Annotated in this window: 29 protein-coding genes; 27 read left to right on the top strand and 2 right to left on the bottom strand. The window is 44.3% G+C overall.

What is annotated here, in order from left to right:
• The first annotated feature begins 11 nt into the window (after positions 1-11).
• The 18 genes from LR957_RS01660 (at position 12) to abc-f (ending at position 10,056) form a co-directional block, all read left to right on the top strand.
• Complete coding sequence (locus tag LR957_RS01660) at positions 12-344, top strand: hypothetical protein (protein WP_129630986.1); 333 nt, start codon at positions 12-14, stop codon at positions 342-344.
• Positions 345-442: 98 nt separating this feature from the next.
• On the top strand, positions 443-1,531 hold the full coding sequence (locus tag LR957_RS01655; protein ID WP_232273234.1) for a hypothetical protein: 1,089 nt from the start codon (positions 443-445) through the stop codon (positions 1,529-1,531).
• 192 nt (positions 1,532-1,723) lie between these two features.
• Entirely contained in the window at positions 1,724-2,338 is a 615-nt protein-coding gene (rplC, locus tag LR957_RS01650; protein ID WP_129630980.1) for a 50S ribosomal protein L3, read from the top strand.
• Positions 2,338-2,937, top strand: a complete 600-nt coding sequence (gene rplD / locus LR957_RS01645) for a 50S ribosomal protein L4 (RefSeq protein ID WP_232273233.1) — start codon at positions 2,338-2,340, stop codon at positions 2,935-2,937. The genes rplC and rplD overlap by 1 nt, the downstream gene beginning before the upstream one ends.
• A gap of 1 nt (position 2,938) precedes the next feature.
• Positions 2,939-3,259, top strand: coding sequence for a 50S ribosomal protein L23 (locus LR957_RS01640; RefSeq protein WP_146423287.1), 321 nt, complete (start codon positions 2,939-2,941; stop codon positions 3,257-3,259).
• Positions 3,259-4,098, top strand: coding sequence for a 50S ribosomal protein L2 (rplB, locus tag LR957_RS01635; protein WP_232273232.1), 840 nt, complete (start codon positions 3,259-3,261; stop codon positions 4,096-4,098). The genes LR957_RS01640 and rplB overlap by 1 nt, the downstream gene beginning before the upstream one ends.
• A gap of 6 nt (positions 4,099-4,104) precedes the next feature.
• The gene (gene rpsS, locus LR957_RS01630; protein WP_129630968.1) at positions 4,105-4,371 is read left to right on the top strand and encodes a 30S ribosomal protein S19; all 267 of its coding nucleotides are present in this window, start codon (positions 4,105-4,107) and stop codon (positions 4,369-4,371) included.
• 2 nt (positions 4,372-4,373) lie between these two features.
• Positions 4,374-4,832 carry a 50S ribosomal protein L22 gene (rplV, locus tag LR957_RS01625; RefSeq protein ID WP_232273231.1) on the top strand — a complete coding sequence of 153 codons (459 nt, stop codon included), beginning with the start codon at positions 4,374-4,376 and terminating at the stop codon, positions 4,830-4,832.
• Positions 4,833-5,468, top strand: coding sequence for a 30S ribosomal protein S3 (rpsC, locus tag LR957_RS01620; protein ID WP_129635104.1), 636 nt, complete (start codon positions 4,833-4,835; stop codon positions 5,466-5,468). It abuts the gene before it with no gap.
• The gene (rplP, locus tag LR957_RS01615; RefSeq protein WP_129635102.1) at positions 5,469-5,882 is read left to right on the top strand and encodes a 50S ribosomal protein L16; all 414 of its coding nucleotides are present in this window, start codon (positions 5,469-5,471) and stop codon (positions 5,880-5,882) included. It abuts the gene before it with no gap.
• The gene (rpmC, locus tag LR957_RS01610) at positions 5,882-6,091 is read left to right on the top strand and encodes a 50S ribosomal protein L29 (protein ID WP_232273230.1); all 210 of its coding nucleotides are present in this window, start codon (positions 5,882-5,884) and stop codon (positions 6,089-6,091) included. The genes rplP and rpmC overlap by 1 nt, the downstream gene beginning before the upstream one ends.
• Positions 6,091-6,402, top strand: a complete 312-nt coding sequence (rpsQ, locus tag LR957_RS01605; protein ID WP_129630953.1) for a 30S ribosomal protein S17 — start codon at positions 6,091-6,093, stop codon at positions 6,400-6,402. The genes rpmC and rpsQ overlap by 1 nt, the downstream gene beginning before the upstream one ends.
• On the top strand, positions 6,399-6,767 hold the full coding sequence (rplN, locus tag LR957_RS01600; RefSeq protein WP_129630950.1) for a 50S ribosomal protein L14: 369 nt from the start codon (positions 6,399-6,401) through the stop codon (positions 6,765-6,767). Before rpsQ ends, rplN begins: the two co-directional genes overlap by 4 nt.
• The gene (gene rplX, locus LR957_RS01595; RefSeq protein WP_232273229.1) at positions 6,767-7,087 is read left to right on the top strand and encodes a 50S ribosomal protein L24; all 321 of its coding nucleotides are present in this window, start codon (positions 6,767-6,769) and stop codon (positions 7,085-7,087) included. Before rplN ends, rplX begins: the two co-directional genes overlap by 1 nt.
• The gene (gene rplE / locus LR957_RS01590) at positions 7,087-7,671 is read left to right on the top strand and encodes a 50S ribosomal protein L5 (RefSeq protein ID WP_232273228.1); all 585 of its coding nucleotides are present in this window, start codon (positions 7,087-7,089) and stop codon (positions 7,669-7,671) included. Before rplX ends, rplE begins: the two co-directional genes overlap by 1 nt.
• Complete coding sequence (rpsN, locus tag LR957_RS01585; RefSeq protein WP_232273227.1) at positions 7,671-7,940, top strand: 30S ribosomal protein S14; 270 nt, start codon at positions 7,671-7,673, stop codon at positions 7,938-7,940. The genes rplE and rpsN overlap by 1 nt, the downstream gene beginning before the upstream one ends.
• A gap of 20 nt (positions 7,941-7,960) precedes the next feature.
• Entirely contained in the window at positions 7,961-8,362 is a 402-nt protein-coding gene (gene rpsH / locus LR957_RS01580) for a 30S ribosomal protein S8 (RefSeq protein ID WP_445082935.1), read from the top strand.
• A gap of 83 nt (positions 8,363-8,445) precedes the next feature.
• Complete coding sequence (abc-f, locus tag LR957_RS01575; protein ID WP_232273225.1) at positions 8,446-10,056, top strand: ribosomal protection-like ABC-F family protein; 1,611 nt, start codon at positions 8,446-8,448, stop codon at positions 10,054-10,056.
• A gap of 455 nt (positions 10,057-10,511) precedes the next feature.
• Here abc-f and LR957_RS01570 read toward each other — a convergent pair whose 3' ends face one another.
• Complete coding sequence (locus LR957_RS01570; RefSeq protein WP_232273224.1) at positions 10,512-10,811, bottom strand: DUF898 domain-containing protein; 300 nt, start codon at positions 10,809-10,811, stop codon at positions 10,512-10,514.
• Between the two features lie 307 nt (positions 10,812-11,118).
• Here LR957_RS01570 and rplF point away from each other — a divergent pair, with 307 nt between their 5' ends.
• The 5 genes from rplF to secY all read left to right on the top strand — a co-directional run bounded on the left by rplF (position 11,119) and on the right by secY (position 14,720).
• Positions 11,119-11,652: a 50S ribosomal protein L6 gene (gene rplF, locus LR957_RS01565; RefSeq protein ID WP_129632941.1), complete on the top strand. Its 534-nt coding sequence runs from the start codon at positions 11,119-11,121 to the stop codon at positions 11,650-11,652.
• 2 nt (positions 11,653-11,654) lie between these two features.
• A complete protein-coding gene (rplR, locus tag LR957_RS01560) occupies positions 11,655-12,005 on the top strand; it encodes a 50S ribosomal protein L18 (RefSeq protein ID WP_232273222.1) in 351 nt (116 codons plus the stop codon).
• Between the two features lies 1 nt (position 12,006).
• A complete protein-coding gene (rpsE, locus tag LR957_RS01555; protein WP_129745346.1) occupies positions 12,007-12,597 on the top strand; it encodes a 30S ribosomal protein S5 in 591 nt (196 codons plus the stop codon).
• On the top strand, positions 12,597-13,070 hold the full coding sequence (rplO, locus tag LR957_RS01550; RefSeq protein WP_232273221.1) for a 50S ribosomal protein L15: 474 nt from the start codon (positions 12,597-12,599) through the stop codon (positions 13,068-13,070). The genes rpsE and rplO overlap by 1 nt, the downstream gene beginning before the upstream one ends.
• Before the next feature lie 174 nt (positions 13,071-13,244).
• Complete coding sequence (gene secY, locus LR957_RS01545; protein ID WP_232273220.1) at positions 13,245-14,720, top strand: preprotein translocase subunit SecY; 1,476 nt, start codon at positions 13,245-13,247, stop codon at positions 14,718-14,720.
• A 51-nt stretch (positions 14,721-14,771) separates the two neighbouring features.
• On the opposite strand, the gene LR957_RS01540 is transcribed toward secY, so the two are convergent.
• Entirely contained in the window at positions 14,772-15,347 is a 576-nt protein-coding gene (locus LR957_RS01540) for a hypothetical protein (protein WP_232273219.1), read from the bottom strand.
• Positions 15,348-15,453: 106 nt separating this feature from the next.
• Here LR957_RS01540 and infA point away from each other — a divergent pair, with 106 nt between their 5' ends.
• From infA to rpsK, 4 genes are read left to right on the top strand one after another with little or no spacing between them, the layout of a single operon-like run.
• Positions 15,454-15,696, top strand: a complete 243-nt coding sequence (infA, locus tag LR957_RS01535) for a translation initiation factor IF-1 (RefSeq protein ID WP_129635133.1) — start codon at positions 15,454-15,456, stop codon at positions 15,694-15,696.
• Between the two features lie 54 nt (positions 15,697-15,750).
• Positions 15,751-15,867 carry a 50S ribosomal protein L36 gene (gene rpmJ, locus LR957_RS01530; RefSeq protein ID WP_129637195.1) on the top strand — a complete coding sequence of 39 codons (117 nt, stop codon included), beginning with the start codon at positions 15,751-15,753 and terminating at the stop codon, positions 15,865-15,867.
• 2 nt (positions 15,868-15,869) lie between these two features.
• Positions 15,870-16,256: a 30S ribosomal protein S13 gene (gene rpsM, locus LR957_RS01525; protein WP_039327369.1), complete on the top strand. Its 387-nt coding sequence runs from the start codon at positions 15,870-15,872 to the stop codon at positions 16,254-16,256.
• 15 nt (positions 16,257-16,271) lie between these two features.
• Positions 16,272-16,661, top strand: coding sequence for a 30S ribosomal protein S11 (rpsK, locus tag LR957_RS01520; protein WP_129745336.1), 390 nt, complete (start codon positions 16,272-16,274; stop codon positions 16,659-16,661).

Here is a 16,661-nt window from a genome sequence, read left to right as displayed (position 1 = left end):
CCATTTAGCTTATGACAAAACAAAAAACTCGTACTTATGCTCGTAATCGCTCGAAGTCTAGTGAGCTGTTTAGTCGCAAAGGTCGCGAACGCATTTATGATAATGACGGCTCATTTTTCTTGAAATTGGTGGTTTTTGTGATATTAAGTGCGCTGTGGCTTCGTCTAAAAAATCCAGTTGAAGTTGGCGGCTTAGTTGTCCAGGCCATTCCTGTCGGTCTATTTATTGCGTTGCTATTAGTCTTAAAGATTGAGAAATACCAATTCAATCGGAAAATTTGGTATGTCACGATAATTTTCATGGCAATTCTGACTTCGTTTACGCCGGTTGGCGTGATGATTTAGCTTATGCTTACGAAATACTAAGGGGTATATCAATAATCTCCGCTATTAATGTAAATACTATGATTGACATTCTAGCTATTTTTTAGTATAATAAAAACATGGAAAATACTAGATTTAACTCTCCGTCGATCCCAACTAGTTTAGGCGGTATTAAAGCTGCTGATATAAAGGTTAATTATGGGCCGGATCTGCCATCAGATCAAGAGGTTGTAGAGTATTTTAACAAACGACGTCCAGATACTTGGCCCATAATTCCACCAGAAGAGGAGTTGAATCCTCAACAGAGAGAAGCCTTGGCTGTCTTCGACAATGCTGACAATTTACGGGAAGATCCCAGCTATAAAATCATAACGACTACATCTCGTATGTTAGTAGAGTCAGAGGCAAGACGCCTCAGTAGGCAAAAAACAACACAGGTAGTAGATAAAGGTATAAAGTCAGGGATAATTGCTAAAGAAGATAGGGATCGCATAATAGATAGGTATGCTGAGCCAACTGAAGGGACGATTCTTACTCTGCGCCGTCAAGTGTCCAACAATGACCTAGATGAGGACAGTCTCTTTCGTGAATATCTTCAGCCTGGAGCTTCAAACTTAGGTAGGCTAGCTATACTGGAGTGTCTTGGCTTCAGCGAAGCGAGCGTCCGAGGAGCTATATCATGTGGGAGCATAGATGATTACGAGAGTAAGAAATCTAAAAGTGAAGAGTTTTTTGCCTTAACTGACGAGGAGCGCGAAGAGAAATTAAAAAAGCTTCTTAAACAATCCGAATCTGCAATCAGGCAACGGCGAGCAGACAGAGAAAAGCGCGAACAAGAAGCTGCCCTGGAAGCTGTCAATAAGAAAATGTTCGGGGATGACTTGGAAGAGGCTACTCGGCGGATCGAGAGAGACGTAGAATCACTGCAACAAGATGGCTATGCATTTCTATGTCTATCAGCAAAGCTTACGCACAGTAGAGAGAAGGCCGAACTTACTACAGGAAATCTAGGTGAGCTACGCCAATCCTTTCCGGATTTATGTTACCCAAGCGGACTAAACGTGCTTGATTATTTAGCAGAAAAATATTCCGCAGACACGAAAATGGCAGTTTTAGTGGGTGCTCAAGTTATGGGAACAGGCAAAGTGCGTGCTCTTGGTCCAGACTTAGCAACTATTTATAAAAAATCAGATTCCTCAGAGGGCTGACCTTAGTCGGACTCGTTGACAGTCTAGCGCTTCATGTGCTATAATTACGAGGTAATTTCTATTACGCGTAATATCAACTGTTCTCCTTGGTGAATGAGCAGGTCTGGTTATGAACGGGTGTTTATATTTAATATCCTCTCAGAATCCAGAAACCGCACATCATCAGGAGTATTTAAGTGGGAGTGAGGAAAAGTGAAAACACTTCTCGGTACCAAACTTGGTATGACCCAGCTCTTGGCTGAAGACGGCAAAGCCATTCCGGTAACGCTGATCCAAGCCGGCCCTGTCACCGTTACTCAGGTGAAGACTGTCGAAACCGACGGTTACAATGCGGTACAGGTAGCTTTTGGAGAGGGTAAGAACCTGAGCAAGGCCGTGGCTGGACACGTTAAGCCAGCCCAAGTGACCCCGAAACATATTCGGGAATTCCGTGTCGACCAGATTCCAGAGGATCTGAAAGTCGGCAGTGAAATTAATGTTTCCGCGTTTGAAGTCGGCGATTTTGTCGATGCAACCGGAACCAGCAAAGGTAAAGGTTTCGCTGGAACCATTAAACGTCACAACTTTAAGCGTCATCGTAAGACGCACGGTGGTAAAGGTAATACTCGTAAGCCAGGTTCAATTGGCTCGATGTATCCACAAAAAGTTTTCAAGGGTAAGACGATGGCTGGCCATATGGGTCACGAACGTGTTACTGTTAAGAACTTGGAAGTGGCATATGTTGATCCAGAGACCAATCTAATCGGGGTTAAGGGCGCTGTTCCTGGACCACGAAAGGGGCTGATTATTTTAGGAGGTAACAAGTAATGGCAGATTCAACCAAACTTCCTAAAGACATTTTTGCTGTGGAAGTGCCAAATCACGAATTGTTGAAATTGGCATACGACAGCTACTTGGCAAACGCACGCCTAGCTAGCGCTACAACCAAGCAGCGCGGCGAAGTTTCTGGTGGCGGTAAAAAACCATGGAAGCAAAAGGGAACTGGTCGAGCACGTTTTGGTTCAAGCCGTAACCCAATCTGGCGCGGTGGTGGTGTGGTATTTGGCCCACGCGGTAACGAAAACTACACTAAAAAATTGTCAAAGACTGCTAAAAAAGTGGCAGTCCGTCAAGCACTAACCTTGGCTAACGAAGCTAAGAAAATTGTCGTTAAAGATGTTAAGACTACTGGCAAGACCAAGGAAGTCGCAACATTCCTAGCTGACAATAAGTTCGAGCGCCGTGTTCTGATCGTTGTAGATGAGAAGACGCCAGAACTTATGCGTGCTACAAATAATATTCAGAACGTTTTGGTGGTTCGCGCTAATTATCTAAGCGTTTATCACATTCTGAATGCGGATACAATCGTTATAACACCGAAAGCTCTACCTGTAATTACTGCATGGTTGGGTAAGGAGGAAGCGTAATATGAAACAGACGATTATTATCCCACGCGTTAGTGAAAAGGCTTACGCACAGAGCGCTAACGGCGTATATGTGCTGCGAGTTCCACTTAACTTGAATAAGAACGAAATCAAATCAGCAGTAGAAGAACAATTTGGCGTTACTGTAGTTAAGGTTAAAACCTTAGTACAAGACGGCAAAGCTGTACGCTTCTCACGTGGCAAGAATCGTTATCCTGGCACAACAACGCGCAAGGATTGGAAGAAGGCTTACGTGACACTGAAAGAAGGCGATAAGCTCGATGTGTTTGACGCAGTAGAGCAGCAGATGGAGGAGACCAAGTAATGCCAGTGAAAGCTTACAATCCAACCACTCCTGCTCGTCGCGGCATGACGAGTCAGGATTTGTCAGACATTACAACAAGAAAACCTCTTAAAAGTCTGATTAAAGCTAAAAAGCAAAATGCCGGTCGCAACAACCAAGGTCGAATTACTGTTCGCCATCGCGGAGGCGGCGTTCGTCGTCACTACCGCTTGGTGAATCACAATTTGCCAGCAGGCTTGACCTTGACGATTGAAGAAATCGAATACGATCCAAACCGCTCAGCTCGTATTGCTCGAGTTAAGGATCAGTACAATTTGTACCACTACATCTTGGCTGACACATCAATGGTTAAGGGTAAAACTATCCGAACTGGTGAAGAAGCTCCAATTGAGGTTTCAAACCGCTTGCCATTGTCAGTTATTCCTGTTGGTACGATGATTTACGCTATTGAGTTGACCGCTGGTAAGGGCGCACAAATGGTACGCGCTGCCGGTGCTAAAGCTCAGTTGATGGCGAAAGAAGGCAACTACGCAACTATCAAATTGCCATCTGGCGAAGTTCGTAAAGTTCGCTTGGAAGCTACCGCTGCTATCGGTGTAGTCGGTAACGTTCAGCACCAAAATGTTAAGATCGGTTCAGCTGGTCGTAAGCGCCGCAAGGGTATTCGCCCAACTGTTCGCGGTGTCGTTATGAACGCAGCAGATCACCCACATGGTGGTGGTGACGGTGGTCGCCACGGTACTGGTAAAGCACCACGTACTCCTTGGGGCCAATTGACATTAGGTTATCGAACTCGTCGCCGTAAAGGCTCGAATAAATTAATCGTACGCACGCGTCACGACGCGAAGAGGAAGAGGTAAATCACGATGAGTCGTTCATTAAAGAAAGGTCCATTCGTCGATGTAAAGCTAGCAAAGAAAATTGCTGCTCTTAGCCTTGACGATCGAACCGTTATCAAAACGTGGGCGCGCGCTTCGACTATCACCCCAGAAATGGTTGGTCGAACGATTGCTGTTCACAACGGTAGGGTGCACGTACCAGTGCTGATTACCGAAAACATGGTTGGTCATAAGCTCGGTGAGTTTAGTCCAACTCGTAAATTCCGTAAACATGGTGGAAAGGATAAGAAGTAATCATGGCTGATACAACTTATACCGTCCGTGCTTACGCTAAAGGTGTCGATCAGGCGCCACGTAAGGTAAGTCTAGTCGCAGCCTTGGTGCGAGGTCGTACTGTAGCTGATGCGCTAGTTATCTTAGAGCACGTTCCAAAGCGCGCTGCTAGCCCAGTTAAGAAGGCTATCGAAAGCGCTAAGGCAAACGCCATCAACAACCACGGCTTGGACGCTAAAAGTTTGATAATTACTACTTTGAGTGTTACTACTGGTACGCGTTTGCGCCGCTTTAAGCCTGCATCACGTGGCCGCGCTTTGCCATTCCAGAAAAAGACTTCAAATATTTTAGTTGAAGTAACTGGCACGGAAAAGCCAAAGAAAGTGCCTGCAAAAAAGGCCGAAGCTAAGGCAGAAGCAAAAACTGCTAAGCCTGCAGCTAAAAAAGCCGCTAAACCGGCAGCAAAAAAGGAGGAGAAGTAAATGGGTCAAAAAGTGAATCCAATCAACTTCCGCCTACAGGTCAATAAGAACTGGAGCTCTCGTTGGTTTACGGCCAATAAGAAAGAGTTTGCAGAGGCGATTCGTCAGGATCATGAAATCCGCGAGTTGATTGAAAAGAAATTTGCCTCACGCCCAACTATCAATCGCATTGAGATTGAGCGTAGCGCTAACTTGATCACGATTACAATTCACACGGCAAAAGCTGGTGTTGTTATCGGTCGCGGTGGTGCTGGCGTGAACGAATTGAAGAAGCAGATTGAGAAGATTGCTGGTCAGGCTGTTCGTATTAACATCGAAGAAGTTCGTCGTCCAGAATTGGCAGCCAAATTGGTAGCTGAGAATATTGCTCGCCAATTGGAACGCCGAATCAACTTCCGCCGTGCGACTAAAATGACCGCACAAAACACCATGAATGCTGGCGCTAAAGGTATTCGTATTGAGGTGGCTGGTCGTTTGAACGGTGCTGAAATGGCACGTCGCGAAAAGGTAATTGAAGGCTCAGTGCCTCTACACACCTTGCGCGCTGATATTGACTTCCACTGTGCTCGCGCTCAGACACCAGCTGGTATCATTGGCGTGAAAGTGTGGATTTATAAGGGAGAAAGGAGTCGCTAAATGCTGTTACCAAAGAAAACTAAGCACCGCAAAGTGCGTATTGGAAAAAACCGCGGTCAAGCAACTCGTGGCAATTACATAGCGTTCGGTGACTTTGCATTGCAATCACAATCAAATGAGCGCATCAACTCCCGCCAAATCGAGTCTGCTCGTCAGGCGATGACTCGTTACATCAAGCGTGGCGGTAAGATTTGGATTCGAATCTTCCCTCACACTCCAGTTACCCGAAAGCCACTTGGCTTGAAGATGGGTGGCGGTAAAGGTAACCCAGAATTCTTCGTTGCTAAGGTAAAGGCTGGTACTGTTCTGTTTGAGATGCAGGGTGTTTCAGAGGAAGTCGCTCGCGAAGCAATGCGTCTGGCTAGCCACAAATTGCCAGTCAAATGTAAGTTCATCAAGCGGGAGGACGCATAATGACTGAAACGAAGAAATCTGTTAAAGCGGCAGTTGTTAAGACGATTGACGACTTGAAGAAGGAATTGGCTGAAAAGCGAAACGACCTACTTCAGGCAAAACGTTCTCACGCTGCTGGCGAATTAGTTAATCCAAAAGCGTTGCGTTCACTCCGAAAGGAAATTGCACGCCTGCTGACACAAATTAATAACACAAAGGAGAGCAAGTAATGGCCCGACGAACATTGATTGGCGTCGTAACGAGTGCCAAGCGCGACAAGACCATCACCGTGACGGTCACTAGCCGCGAAACGCATCCGCTATACGGCAAGCAGTACACCGTGACTCGCAAATACACTGCTCACGATGAAACCAACGAAGCAGGTGAAGGCGACAAGGTGCAGATCGAAGAGACTCGCCCAATTTCCAAGACTAAGAGCTTCACTCTAGTTAAGGTGATTGAAAAGTCTCGCGGTTCTATCAAACTAAAGGACGAAGTTTCTGGCGAAACTAAGGAAGAGGCTAAGGAGGACGACAAATGATCCAACAAGAATCTCGCCTTAAGGTAGCCGACAACTCAGGCGCTAGGGAAGTTTTGTGTATCCGCGTTCTTGGCGGTACACGACGCCGTTACGCTCGCGTTGGCGACGTAATCGTCTGCTCAGTAAAAGACGCTAGCCCAACCGGTAACGTTAAGAAAAAATCTGTTGTTAAGGCTGTAGTTGTTCGTACTCGCGATCAAATTCATCGCAAAGATGGCTCAACAATCTGTTTTGACGACAACGCCGTAGTGATTATCAACGATGACAAGCAGCCAAAAGCTACTCGTGTCTTCGGTCCAGTTCCACGCGAACTTCGCGATATGGGCTACATGAAGATCGTCAGCTTAGCTCCGGAGGTACTCTAATGGCTCGAATTCATAAAGACGATATCGTAAAAATTATTGCTGGTAAAAATAAAGGCACAACTGGTAAAGTTCTAAAAGTTAACACAAAAGATCAAACTGTTTTGGTCGAAGGTGTTGGCGTTGGACATCGCCACGTTAAGCCAAGCCAGTACAATCCAAAAGGCGGCAAAAAAGATATTCACGTACCAATGGATATCAGTAAAGTCGCTTTGGTTGTTGATGAGAAATCAGGCAAAACCAGTCGGGTTGGTTTAGTAAAGAATGCTGACGGCGGCAAAACTCGTGTTGCTCGCCAGGTAAAAAATAAGGAGATTAAATAATGGCAGAAAAGAAAACTGTCGTGCCAGCTCCTCGCTTGAAAGCCTTGTATCAAGGAACTTACCTTAAGGAACTACAAGCCGAATTGAATCTAAAGAACGTGCATGAAGTGCCAGCTTTGGAAAAGATCGTCGTGAGCGTTGGTACCGGCAAAAAGAAAGATGACAAGCGTCATTTTGAAATTGTTAAAAACACTGTCGAGAAAATTACCGGTCAAGCACCAGTGGCTCGACAAGCCAAAAAATCAATCGCGACATTTAGCATTCGTAAAGGTATGGGTGCGCCAATTGGTGTTAGCGTAACTTTGCGCGGCGCTCGTATGTACGAGTTCATGGATCGTTTGATTAACGTTGCTTTGCCTCGTGTTCGTGACTTCCACGGCGTTGGCTTGAAGTTTGATAAAGGTGGCAATTACAATCTAGGCATCACCGAACAATCAATTTTCCCAGAATTGACATTCGAGGAAACTCAGGTTTTGCACGGATTGCAGATTACATTCGTTATCAAAAACGGCAACAAAGAAGCTTCTAAGGCATTGCTAGAAAAATTCGGCATGCCGTTTGAGAAGAAAGGAGGCATCAAGTAATGGCTAAGAAATCAATGGTCGCTCGTGATAAGAAGCGTATGAAGATGATTGCCAAGTTTGCAGCGAAGCGTGCTGAGTTGAAAGAACTTGGCGACCTCGATGGTTTGCAAAAATTGCCTCGCAATTCTAGCCCAACCAGGCACAAGAACCGTGATAACATTTCTGGTCGCCCACGCGGCTACATGCGTCAATTCGGCTTGAGCCGTATCAATTTCCGCGAAAAAGCAGCCAAGGGTGAAATCCCAGGCATAACAAAGAGTAGTTGGTAAGAAGGAAAGGAGATTAGAATATGTCTATGCAAACTACAGACCCAATCGCCGACCTTCTGACTCGCATCCGCAATGCGAAATTGGTTGGCAAAACGGAAGTTCGTGTTCCGTCCAGCAAGATGAAGAAAGTTATCGCTGAACAATTAGTCAAAAACGGCTACTTGGTAGATGTCAAGCTGGAAGATGCTAAGCCTCGTGGCGTGTTGGTAGTTACTATCAATGAAAAAGGAACTAACAGCACTATCAACGAAATTACCCGCATCTCAAAACCTGGTCGTCGCGTTTACGTCGGCTCGGCAGAGATTCCAAAGGTGAAAAGCGGTCGTGGTTTGGTACTTATCTCAACATCAAAAGGTGTCATGACTGGCGCTGAAGCAGCTAAGGCTAAACTTGGTGGCGAATTGTTGTTGAAGGTTTACTAAGCCTCACGCAAATCAAATAAACGTCCTCATTGCAGGGCGTTTATTTTTTATATCTATCTATACAGAGATAGTATAATAGTTATATGATCGACCTTAAGGATGTGTCTTATGAAACTAATAGTCGAGAATTGTTTAGTGATGTAAGTTTTGCTATTAACGCCGGAGATAAGATTGGACTAGTTGGTCCGAATGGTGCTGGAAAAACTACTTTATTAAAAATAATAAACGGAGATATCCAGCCTACATCAGGTGATATTATTTCGAGTGGTGAGGAGATAGGTATTTTACCGCAAAACCTGAATAAATGGCTTGATAAGACAGTTTATGATTTTATAGAAGAGGTGACCGGTGTTAAGTCGGCTAGAGAAGAATTTGATTATCAGTGTGAGAGGTTAACTCAAGAGGCTAGTGAAAAGACGCTCTTAATTTATGGCGAAGCTCTGGAGAGGTATGAAAAATTCGAAGTAGCAAATTTTGACACGACGATTAAAAAGGCTTTATCACGAGCAGATCTGGGTGACATTGATCCGGATAGATGTCTGAATACATTTTCTGGGGGACAACGCACACGGATAGCTTTGGCGGCAGTTTTTGCGTCTCGTTATGATCTAATTTTGCTCGATGAGCCAACTAATAATCTTGATGACAGCGGAGTAATTTTGCTTGAAGATTTTATCGACAATTCGCCAGCTTCATTTTTGATCGTGTCTCATGATCGGCATTTCTTACGTAACACTACGGAACGGATTATAGAATTGACTGGCGGCAAGGGTGTGAATAAGTACAATCTTGGTTACGATGAATATATTGAAGCAAGACGTGAAGCTCGTCAAGCAATGACCGACCGCTATGAGCGATATGAAAAGGAGAAAAAGCGACTATATCGTGTTGCGCGGGATGCGAGAATTCGTGCGAATTCGGCCAAAGCTAGCCACAAAAAATCGGATAGTGATAAGTTAAATGATAATTTTCGTAAAGAGCGCGCATCTTCAAATATTGCAGGGGCGGCTGGAGGCGTGGAGTCTCGCCTGCGACAATTGAATGAACCTGAGAGAGTGGAGGATGAAATTGCTATTAAGTTTGCTTTCGATGAAGTATCGTCTAAGAAGCATAGCCTTATTTCTGTGCAATCGCTAAGTATTTCACATGATAGAGAGAAGATGATAGGACCCGTTACTTTTAACGTACGTCCTGGTGATAAAATATTGATCCAGGGAGATAATGGTTCAGGAAAATCTTCGCTCCTCAACTTTATTATGGGATATAATACACCCGAGTATCATCGCGGAGAAATAAAAAAAGGCGAAAATGCAAAAATAATATATATGAATCAGTCGCAGTCATTGCCGCTTAAAGACAGCTCGCCTTTGGACAATTTGCGGTATTTATCGCCAAAACTTGAACTACACGACGCGATCAATATATTAATTCGTTTTGGTCTGGATAAACGAACAATCTCTTCGACAAAAGCAATAGATCTCAGCGGTGGCGAACGGGCTAAAGTTTTGCTTGCTGCTATGTCAACGAACTCTCCTGATCTTATCGTCCTGGATGAGCCGACGAATAACCTTGATATTCTTACGATTGAAGCTTTGGAACTGGCGCTAGGTCAGTATAGAGGAGGTATTGTGATAGTGTCTCATGATCAAGACTTTATCGAAAATATAGGGATAACAGAGAAAATTAAAATATAAAAAATACTTGATGGAATAGCTTTTACTATCATTAGAATTAAAGTGATTCAACTTCAGCCATCAGTCAATTATAAAGGTGGCAAATATTCACCAAAATATGCTTTGTTTGGACGTGATGATACTAATTCTACTGCTTTTTGTATATTATAATTTAACTAAGGGGTGATTTACATATATCATTAAGAACATATAATTCATCGTTTTTTTAATGTAAAGCAAGCGATTTCGGAAGTCTATAGGGTGTTAAAGAATGGTGGTAGTATGATTGTATCAATTATCATAAATATCGAAAAATTGCTAATTTGACGGTATTATAATATCATCGAACCAAGCAATGATAATTTCATCCATATACAAAATAGCCGATAACGACGGGCTAATCGCTCATATTTACGAGTATTTACTTGCCCAATACGTTATGAAAGCTCTTCAGGGAAACCCTGGCTTTTTTGTTTCTACACGATATGTGTGTGGCTGACGCGCCATTGCTCTAGGCGTAGGCCGACCCAGAACCCGTAGATTCCGACTGTAATAATGATGAAAAAGAGCCATTTGAACCATTGACCCCATAATTGAGCGGCAGTGCCGTCAAAACGAAGTTGATTTCCATCAATAATTGTGTGGGATGCAAGATAGCGATAGCGATAACAGGTAGCCCAAGGAATTAGAAGACCTAGAGAGAATGCTGAGACAAGCCCAGCTGCAATGTTAACGATAATGAGTTCTAATAATGAGCCAGTAAATTTACTTTCCATCGAAGGCTCCTCCTTTCTAAAAGTACTACTAGTATAGCATAGTTTATAAATTTCATTAAATGTTCGCATAATTACGAACAAGTGTTGCTGGGTAGGGATACGTTGAATTCAATTCTTGGCGGCTGTGTTGTTGGTGGTAGGGGCTGGCTGGAGATGGCAGACGACACGCGAATACGGAAAATGATAGATTTAATTGAGATTGATGCATATGAAATTAACTATTAGCTAGAAAATGTTGCATTTTATCTCTAATCTATGTTAAAATATCAGGGTTAATATCAAATCACACGAAAGGTGAGTAATGAGTCTGAGTCGAATCGGAAAACTGCCGGTGATTATTCCGGCCGGTGTGACAATCACGGTTGACTCTGGTGATGTGGTCGTTAAAGGGCCAAAAGGTGAATTGAAACAATTCATCACGCCAGCAGTTGAGGTGAAAGTCGAAGACGGACAAGTCACGGTACATCCTAAGGACGAGTCTAAAGTAGCTCGTAGTCAGCATGGTCTGATGCGCGCGCTAATTAACAACATGGTAATCGGCGTTACCAAGGGTTATGAAAAACGCCTAGAGGTTAACGGTGTCGGTTTCCGTGTTAGCTCAAGCAATAATGAGCTAGAAATGGCGCTTGGATTTTCACATCCAGTCAAATACAAAGCCCCAGAAGGCGTAACTGTTACCAACGAAAAAATGATTATCGTTGTTAGCGGTATCAATAAACAACAAGTCGGCCAAGTTGCAGCGGAAATCCGCGCATTGAAGAAGCCTGAACCATACAAGGGCAAGGGTATCAAGTATGTCGACGAGCAGATTTTGCGTAAAGCAGGAAAGACAGGTAAGTAATCATGGCTGAAAATAAGAAGCTACTCAACCGCGCTCTTCGCAAAAACCGCGTTCGCGCTAAGGTTTCAGGTACGGCAGAGCGCCCACGCTTGACAGTTACTATTAGCAATTTGCACGTTAGCGCACAGTTGATTGATGATGTAGCTGGCAAGACGTTAGCTGCAGCAACTACGGTTGGTACAAAAGCAACTGGCACGATGACTGAAAAAAGTGCTGCTATTGGTGCTGAAATTGCTAAGAAAGCAAAGAAAATTAAGATTAGCGCAGTAGTGTTTGACCGCAATGGTCGTCAATACGCTGGCCGCCTAAAGGCTTTGGCTGATGCTGCGCGCCAAGAAGGATTGGAGTTTTAGTATGGCAGAGCAAGCTGCAAATACTACCCCACGTGCAGAAGGTCGTCGACCTCGAAATCCACGTGGTGGTCGCCGCGATGACCGGCGAAATGTGCGCGATGACGCACCAAAAGAGTTTGAGGAATTGGTAATCAACATTGACCGCGTTTCTCGCGTGGTTAAAGGTGGTCGCCGTTTCCGATTTAAGGCTTTGGTGGTTGTTGGCAACCGCAAAGATAAAGTTGGTGTCGGTGTTGCTAAGGGTGCAGACGTTCAAGCTGCAGTCGCTAAGGCTACATCAGTCGCTAAAAAGCACTTGATTACATTGCCATTAAACGGCGAAACAATTCCGCACGACAGCGAAGTTAAATTCTCTGGCGCACGCGTATTGATCAAACCTGCCGCTCCTGGTACCGGTATTATCGCTGGTGGTGTAGTTCGTCAAATTATCGGTGTAACAGGAATTCGCAACCTATTGACTAAATCTCTTGGCTCAACCAACAAGGTTAACATTGCTTACGCGACTATTGAAGCTCTAAAGTCATTAGTTCCACGCGATCAATGGCTAAGCGCTCAGCCTGTAAAAAAGGTTGCTAAAAAGGAGGCTAAATAATGAAGTACAATGATCTCCAAGTTTCAGCAAACAGGAATAAAAAACGTGTTGGTCGCGGTATTGCTGCCGGTCAAGGTAAAACTGCTGGTCGCGGTACTAAAGGTCAGAATGCTCGAACAGGTAAGAAGCTCCGCGCGATGTTCCAAGGTGGTCAGCGTCCGTTGGCTCAAGCTATACCAAAGGCTCGCGGATTTAAGAGTTTGCGAACTCCAGCTCAAGTTGTGTACATGGATCATTTGAACGCATTTGACGGCAAAACTGTCGACAATGCTTTGTTGTTCACTGAAGGCTACATTGCAACTCCATTCCATACGGTTAAGGTGATTGCTCGTGGTGAATTGAAGGCTAAGGTTGACTTGAAAGTACAAGCTGCCTCAGCTTCAGTTGTTGCCGCTATCGAAAAAGCTGGTGGCTCATTTGAGAAAGTAGCTACACCTCTACGCCAAAGTGCGAAAGAAGCTGAAGAGAAATAATTTTTCTCGTCAATGATAAACCTCCTTCGATAGAGAAGGGGGTTTTCTTTTACTCTAAAGCCGTGGCTTTATTAATAACGCATACGCTTTTATGTTTTTAGTATGGAAATATCCGCTAAGGTAATGTATAATTAACAGAGTTAAGAATTGTTAGTGACTATGAGGGGCTAAGACATGAATTGGAGAATAATTTTCCGCTCGCTGAAAAATAAAGATATGCAAAAACGACTATTTATCGTCGTGGGAATAATCGTTGTCTATCGATTATTGGCGCACATTCCAGTGCCGTTGGCGGAACCAACGCAACTACGTAATGCAATTTCGTCGGTGCTTGGGCAATCTGACCTTGGTGGAATTTTGAACTTGCTATCTGGTGGCGCGTTGTCGAGCTTCTCTCTGGTATTGGTTGGACTTAGTCCATTTATTACCGCTAGTATTATCATTCAGCTTCTGACCAAAGCCATTCCAAAGCTTGAGGAACTACACAAAGATGGTGAATCTGGACGTCGAAAAATTCAGCAATGGACGCGTGTTATTACCGTGCCGCTTGCTATTGTCCAGTCAATCGCTTTCATCTTTATCTTAAGGCAAACAGTTCTTCAAGGCGGCAGTACGACATTGGCCGACCCTACGATGATGGAATGGATTGTTTCAATCACTTCAATGACGGCAGGATCTGTTCTTCTGATGTGGCTCGGTGAGTTGATTACTGAGCAAGGAATCGGCAACGGTATTTCTATCGTAATCTTCGCTGGTATCATTAGCCAATTGCCACAAATGCTCGCGTCATTAATCTCATCATTGTTCAACACTTCATCTGGCAGCTTAAATGTCTTCAACTGGTTCACTCTCCCTGTAAACCCAGTTATGTTCTGGACGATATTAATCATGTCAATCGCCGGACTCATCGTCCTTTACTTCCTAGTTAAAATCAACGAAGCTCAACGTGTCATTACGATTAACTACGCAAAGCGCGTTCACGGAAACAGTAATTACGGTGACGTAAAGAGCATTTTGCCAGTTAAGCTGATTGCGGCGGGAGTTATTCCAGTCATCTTCGCGGTTGCGTTCCTGAGCTTGCCGCAATTCGTCGGTCAAGTTATGAAAGCGTCTGGTAACGCCGATCTTTTGCCGACCGCCAACAAATTGATCACTTGGTTCCAAGCTCCAAACGCAGGTTCGTTTACAGGAAACACCGCTGAAGCGTTTATTTACCCAACGCTATACTTTATCTTGGTTATCGCCTTTACATATTTTTACACTGGAATCGTCTTTAACGCTAATGAAATTGCCGAAAATTTGCAGAAGCAGGGCGGATTTATTGAAGGTGTACGTCCGGGTGCTCAGACTGAAAAATACCTTATGAGAACCGTCAATCGCTTGATTTTGTTCGGCTCAATTGTCCTAGGAATCGTGGCTATTTTGCCATTTGTCGCGGAATATCTCACGTACAATTTAACAGGCCTGCAAGGTTTGCGTTTATCAATCGGCGGTACGGGAATCTTGATTATCGTATCAGTTGCCCTTGAAACTCTGCGACAAGTCAACTCTCGTGCGCTGATGGTTACATATGATGACTTTGATCCAGACGAGCTGCTTGATAGCGACAAAAAGAAGAGTAAGAAACGCCGTTTGTTTAAGAAAAAATAATTGACATTAAAATTCCCCGCCAGAAAGCGGGGAATTCTTTTTGTGAATGGATTATCGTATTTTGTAATCGTAAGATAAATTGTCGCCAATTTTTTTCTCATTTTGGCAGACTGGCGCAATTTCATTACTAATGTTATTTTCATCAACCATCTTACAGCTCGGAATTTCAAATAGGTTAAATTGATTGGTTGGGGAAATCGCTTTCCATCCGCCATCTTGCTTAACTGCAAACATTCGTGCCGCAGAATTGCCGCAACCATAGCCCAATAACAACTGTTTCTCATCCTGGGAATGGGCAATTACCGCAGTTACGCCGTTGTTATCCTTACAGCCCGACTTTTTTACGTCTGCTTTCAGAAAATCGCGAAGCTCTTGTGTGGCTGAATCGTTGCGAATAACCGCTTTACCTCCTTCAACTCGGAAGCCCAGAGATCCCAAGTTCACAGATCCATTATCAACCTTTTCTGCCGTCTGAGATGTCTTGTCGGAAGTTTGGTTGGCGTGTAGTAAAATTACGCCAATAACTATCACTATAAAAGCAGTCACCAGACTAATCAGCACCGCGGCCATTATCTCATTCTTCGATTTTGTGACCTTAAAGTTTGCTGGTTTTTTCTTGCTTGCCATAAAAATCCTTATGTTAAATTTGATGACTCAATTATAGCACGCAAATTTACAGCGAAAACCCCTTGTCAAACTGTATCTAGTACTGTATAATTGACAACTGTAACTTATGGCGAGTCAAAAGGAAGTCATCAAAATGGTAGGAAAGGTAGTGGAAGCACTGCCTAATACTCAATTTAAGGTAGAACTGGAGAATGGCCATAGTATCATCGCGCACATTTCAGGACGAATGCGCAAGCATTATATCCGTCTGGTGCCTGGTGATAAGGTTGAGGTTGAGATGACCCCTTACGATCTTACAAAGGGACGAATCAGCTTCCGCCTACGTGACGATCGACCTCAAGGTCGGTAGTTAAATATTAACGGTAATCTCGGGTTTACTCGGGAAGGGAGATTTAAGCACTTTATGAAAGTTCGTGCAGGTGTGAAAAAAATCAGTCCCGATGATAAGTTTGTTCGCCGCAAAGGCCGACTATATATCATCAACAAGAAAAAACCTAAGAACAAGCAAAGGCAGGGTTAAGCATGGCTCGAATTGCTGGGGTAGTTATCCCAACAGAGAAGCAGGTGCAAATTGCGCTCACCTATATTTACGGTATTGGGCCAAAACACGCTTCGAGCATCCTTGCGGCGGCTAAAATTGAGCCGACCACTCGGGTGAAAGATCTCACCGAGGCTGAAGAAAACAAGATTCGCGAAATTATTGACAGCGAATACACCGTTGAAGGTGATCTCCAGCGCTTGGTGACAAACAATATTAAGCGCTTGAAGGATATCAACGCCTATCGCGGTCTTCGCCACAAAGCAGGACTGCCAACACGCGGACAGCGGACTCGTACGAATGCACGAACTCGCAAGGGTCGCGCCATCGCCGTGGGCGGTACACAACCAAAAGCAGCAAGTAAGACCTAAAGAAAGGACTAAGAAATGGCAGACGCAAAATCTACCAAGAAGAAGCAGCGCCGATCAGTCCCAGCTGGTCAGCTGCACATTCAGGCAACATTTAACAATACTATCGTTACTTTTTCCGACAAGAAGGGTAACGTGCTAACTGCTTCATCAGCTGGTGCATGTGGTTTCCGTGGAAGTAAAAAAGGTACAGCCTACGCTTCACAGGTTGCTGCTGAAAAAGCTGCTGAAGCTGCGAAATCTCAATACGGCTTGAAGTCTGTTGACGTTTTCGTGAAAGGTGTCGGCTTGGGTCGTGACGCCGCTATTCGTGCGGTCAGCGCATTCGACATCTCAGTAGAAAGCATTAAGGACGTAACTGGCGTGCCTCACGGTGGTGTTCGTCCACGAAAGGCACGGAGGGCATAA

It is taken from the genome of Candidatus Nanosynbacter sp. HMT-352 (assembly GCF_021222645.1).
Classification (GTDB): Bacteria; Patescibacteriota; Saccharimonadia; order Saccharimonadales; family Saccharimonadaceae; genus Nanosynbacter.
Note: the sequence above shows the minus strand (reverse complement) of the source record. Positions and strands in the feature narration are given on the sequence as shown.

Coding starts and splice junctions, on each gene's coding strand:
- LR957_RS01660 (WP_129630986.1), top strand. CDS start 12: ATGACAAAACAAAAAACTCGTACTTATGCTCGTAATCGCTCGAAGTCT.
- LR957_RS01655 (WP_232273234.1), top strand. CDS start 443: ATGGAAAATACTAGATTTAACTCTCCGTCGATCCCAACTAGTTTAGGC.
- rplD (WP_232273233.1), top strand. CDS start 2,338: ATGGCAGATTCAACCAAACTTCCTAAAGACATTTTTGCTGTGGAAGTG.
- LR957_RS01640 (WP_146423287.1), top strand. CDS start 2,939: ATGAAACAGACGATTATTATCCCACGCGTTAGTGAAAAGGCTTACGCA.
- rplB (WP_232273232.1), top strand. CDS start 3,259: ATGCCAGTGAAAGCTTACAATCCAACCACTCCTGCTCGTCGCGGCATG.
- rpsS (WP_129630968.1), top strand. CDS start 4,105: ATGAGTCGTTCATTAAAGAAAGGTCCATTCGTCGATGTAAAGCTAGCA.
- rplV (WP_232273231.1), top strand. CDS start 4,374: ATGGCTGATACAACTTATACCGTCCGTGCTTACGCTAAAGGTGTCGAT.
- rpsC (WP_129635104.1), top strand. CDS start 4,833: ATGGGTCAAAAAGTGAATCCAATCAACTTCCGCCTACAGGTCAATAAG.
- rplP (WP_129635102.1), top strand. CDS start 5,469: ATGCTGTTACCAAAGAAAACTAAGCACCGCAAAGTGCGTATTGGAAAA.
- rpmC (WP_232273230.1), top strand. CDS start 5,882: ATGACTGAAACGAAGAAATCTGTTAAAGCGGCAGTTGTTAAGACGATT.
- rpsQ (WP_129630953.1), top strand. CDS start 6,091: ATGGCCCGACGAACATTGATTGGCGTCGTAACGAGTGCCAAGCGCGAC.
- rplN (WP_129630950.1), top strand. CDS start 6,399: ATGATCCAACAAGAATCTCGCCTTAAGGTAGCCGACAACTCAGGCGCT.
- rplX (WP_232273229.1), top strand. CDS start 6,767: ATGGCTCGAATTCATAAAGACGATATCGTAAAAATTATTGCTGGTAAA.
- rplE (WP_232273228.1), top strand. CDS start 7,087: ATGGCAGAAAAGAAAACTGTCGTGCCAGCTCCTCGCTTGAAAGCCTTG.
- rpsN (WP_232273227.1), top strand. CDS start 7,671: ATGGCTAAGAAATCAATGGTCGCTCGTGATAAGAAGCGTATGAAGATG.
- rpsH (WP_445082935.1), top strand. CDS start 7,961: ATGTCTATGCAAACTACAGACCCAATCGCCGACCTTCTGACTCGCATC.
- abc-f (WP_232273225.1), top strand. CDS start 8,446: ATGATCGACCTTAAGGATGTGTCTTATGAAACTAATAGTCGAGAATTG.
- LR957_RS01570 (WP_232273224.1), bottom strand. CDS start 10,811: ATGGAAAGTAAATTTACTGGCTCATTATTAGAACTCATTATCGTTAAC.
- rplR (WP_232273222.1), top strand. CDS start 11,655: ATGGCTGAAAATAAGAAGCTACTCAACCGCGCTCTTCGCAAAAACCGC.
- rpsE (WP_129745346.1), top strand. CDS start 12,007: ATGGCAGAGCAAGCTGCAAATACTACCCCACGTGCAGAAGGTCGTCGA.
- rplO (WP_232273221.1), top strand. CDS start 12,597: ATGAAGTACAATGATCTCCAAGTTTCAGCAAACAGGAATAAAAAACGT.
- secY (WP_232273220.1), top strand. CDS start 13,245: ATGAATTGGAGAATAATTTTCCGCTCGCTGAAAAATAAAGATATGCAA.
- LR957_RS01540 (WP_232273219.1), bottom strand. CDS start 15,347: ATGGCAAGCAAGAAAAAACCAGCAAACTTTAAGGTCACAAAATCGAAG.
- infA (WP_129635133.1), top strand. CDS start 15,454: ATGGCGAGTCAAAAGGAAGTCATCAAAATGGTAGGAAAGGTAGTGGAA.
- rpmJ (WP_129637195.1), top strand. CDS start 15,751: ATGAAAGTTCGTGCAGGTGTGAAAAAAATCAGTCCCGATGATAAGTTT.
- rpsM (WP_039327369.1), top strand. CDS start 15,870: ATGGCTCGAATTGCTGGGGTAGTTATCCCAACAGAGAAGCAGGTGCAA.
- rpsK (WP_129745336.1), top strand. CDS start 16,272: ATGGCAGACGCAAAATCTACCAAGAAGAAGCAGCGCCGATCAGTCCCA.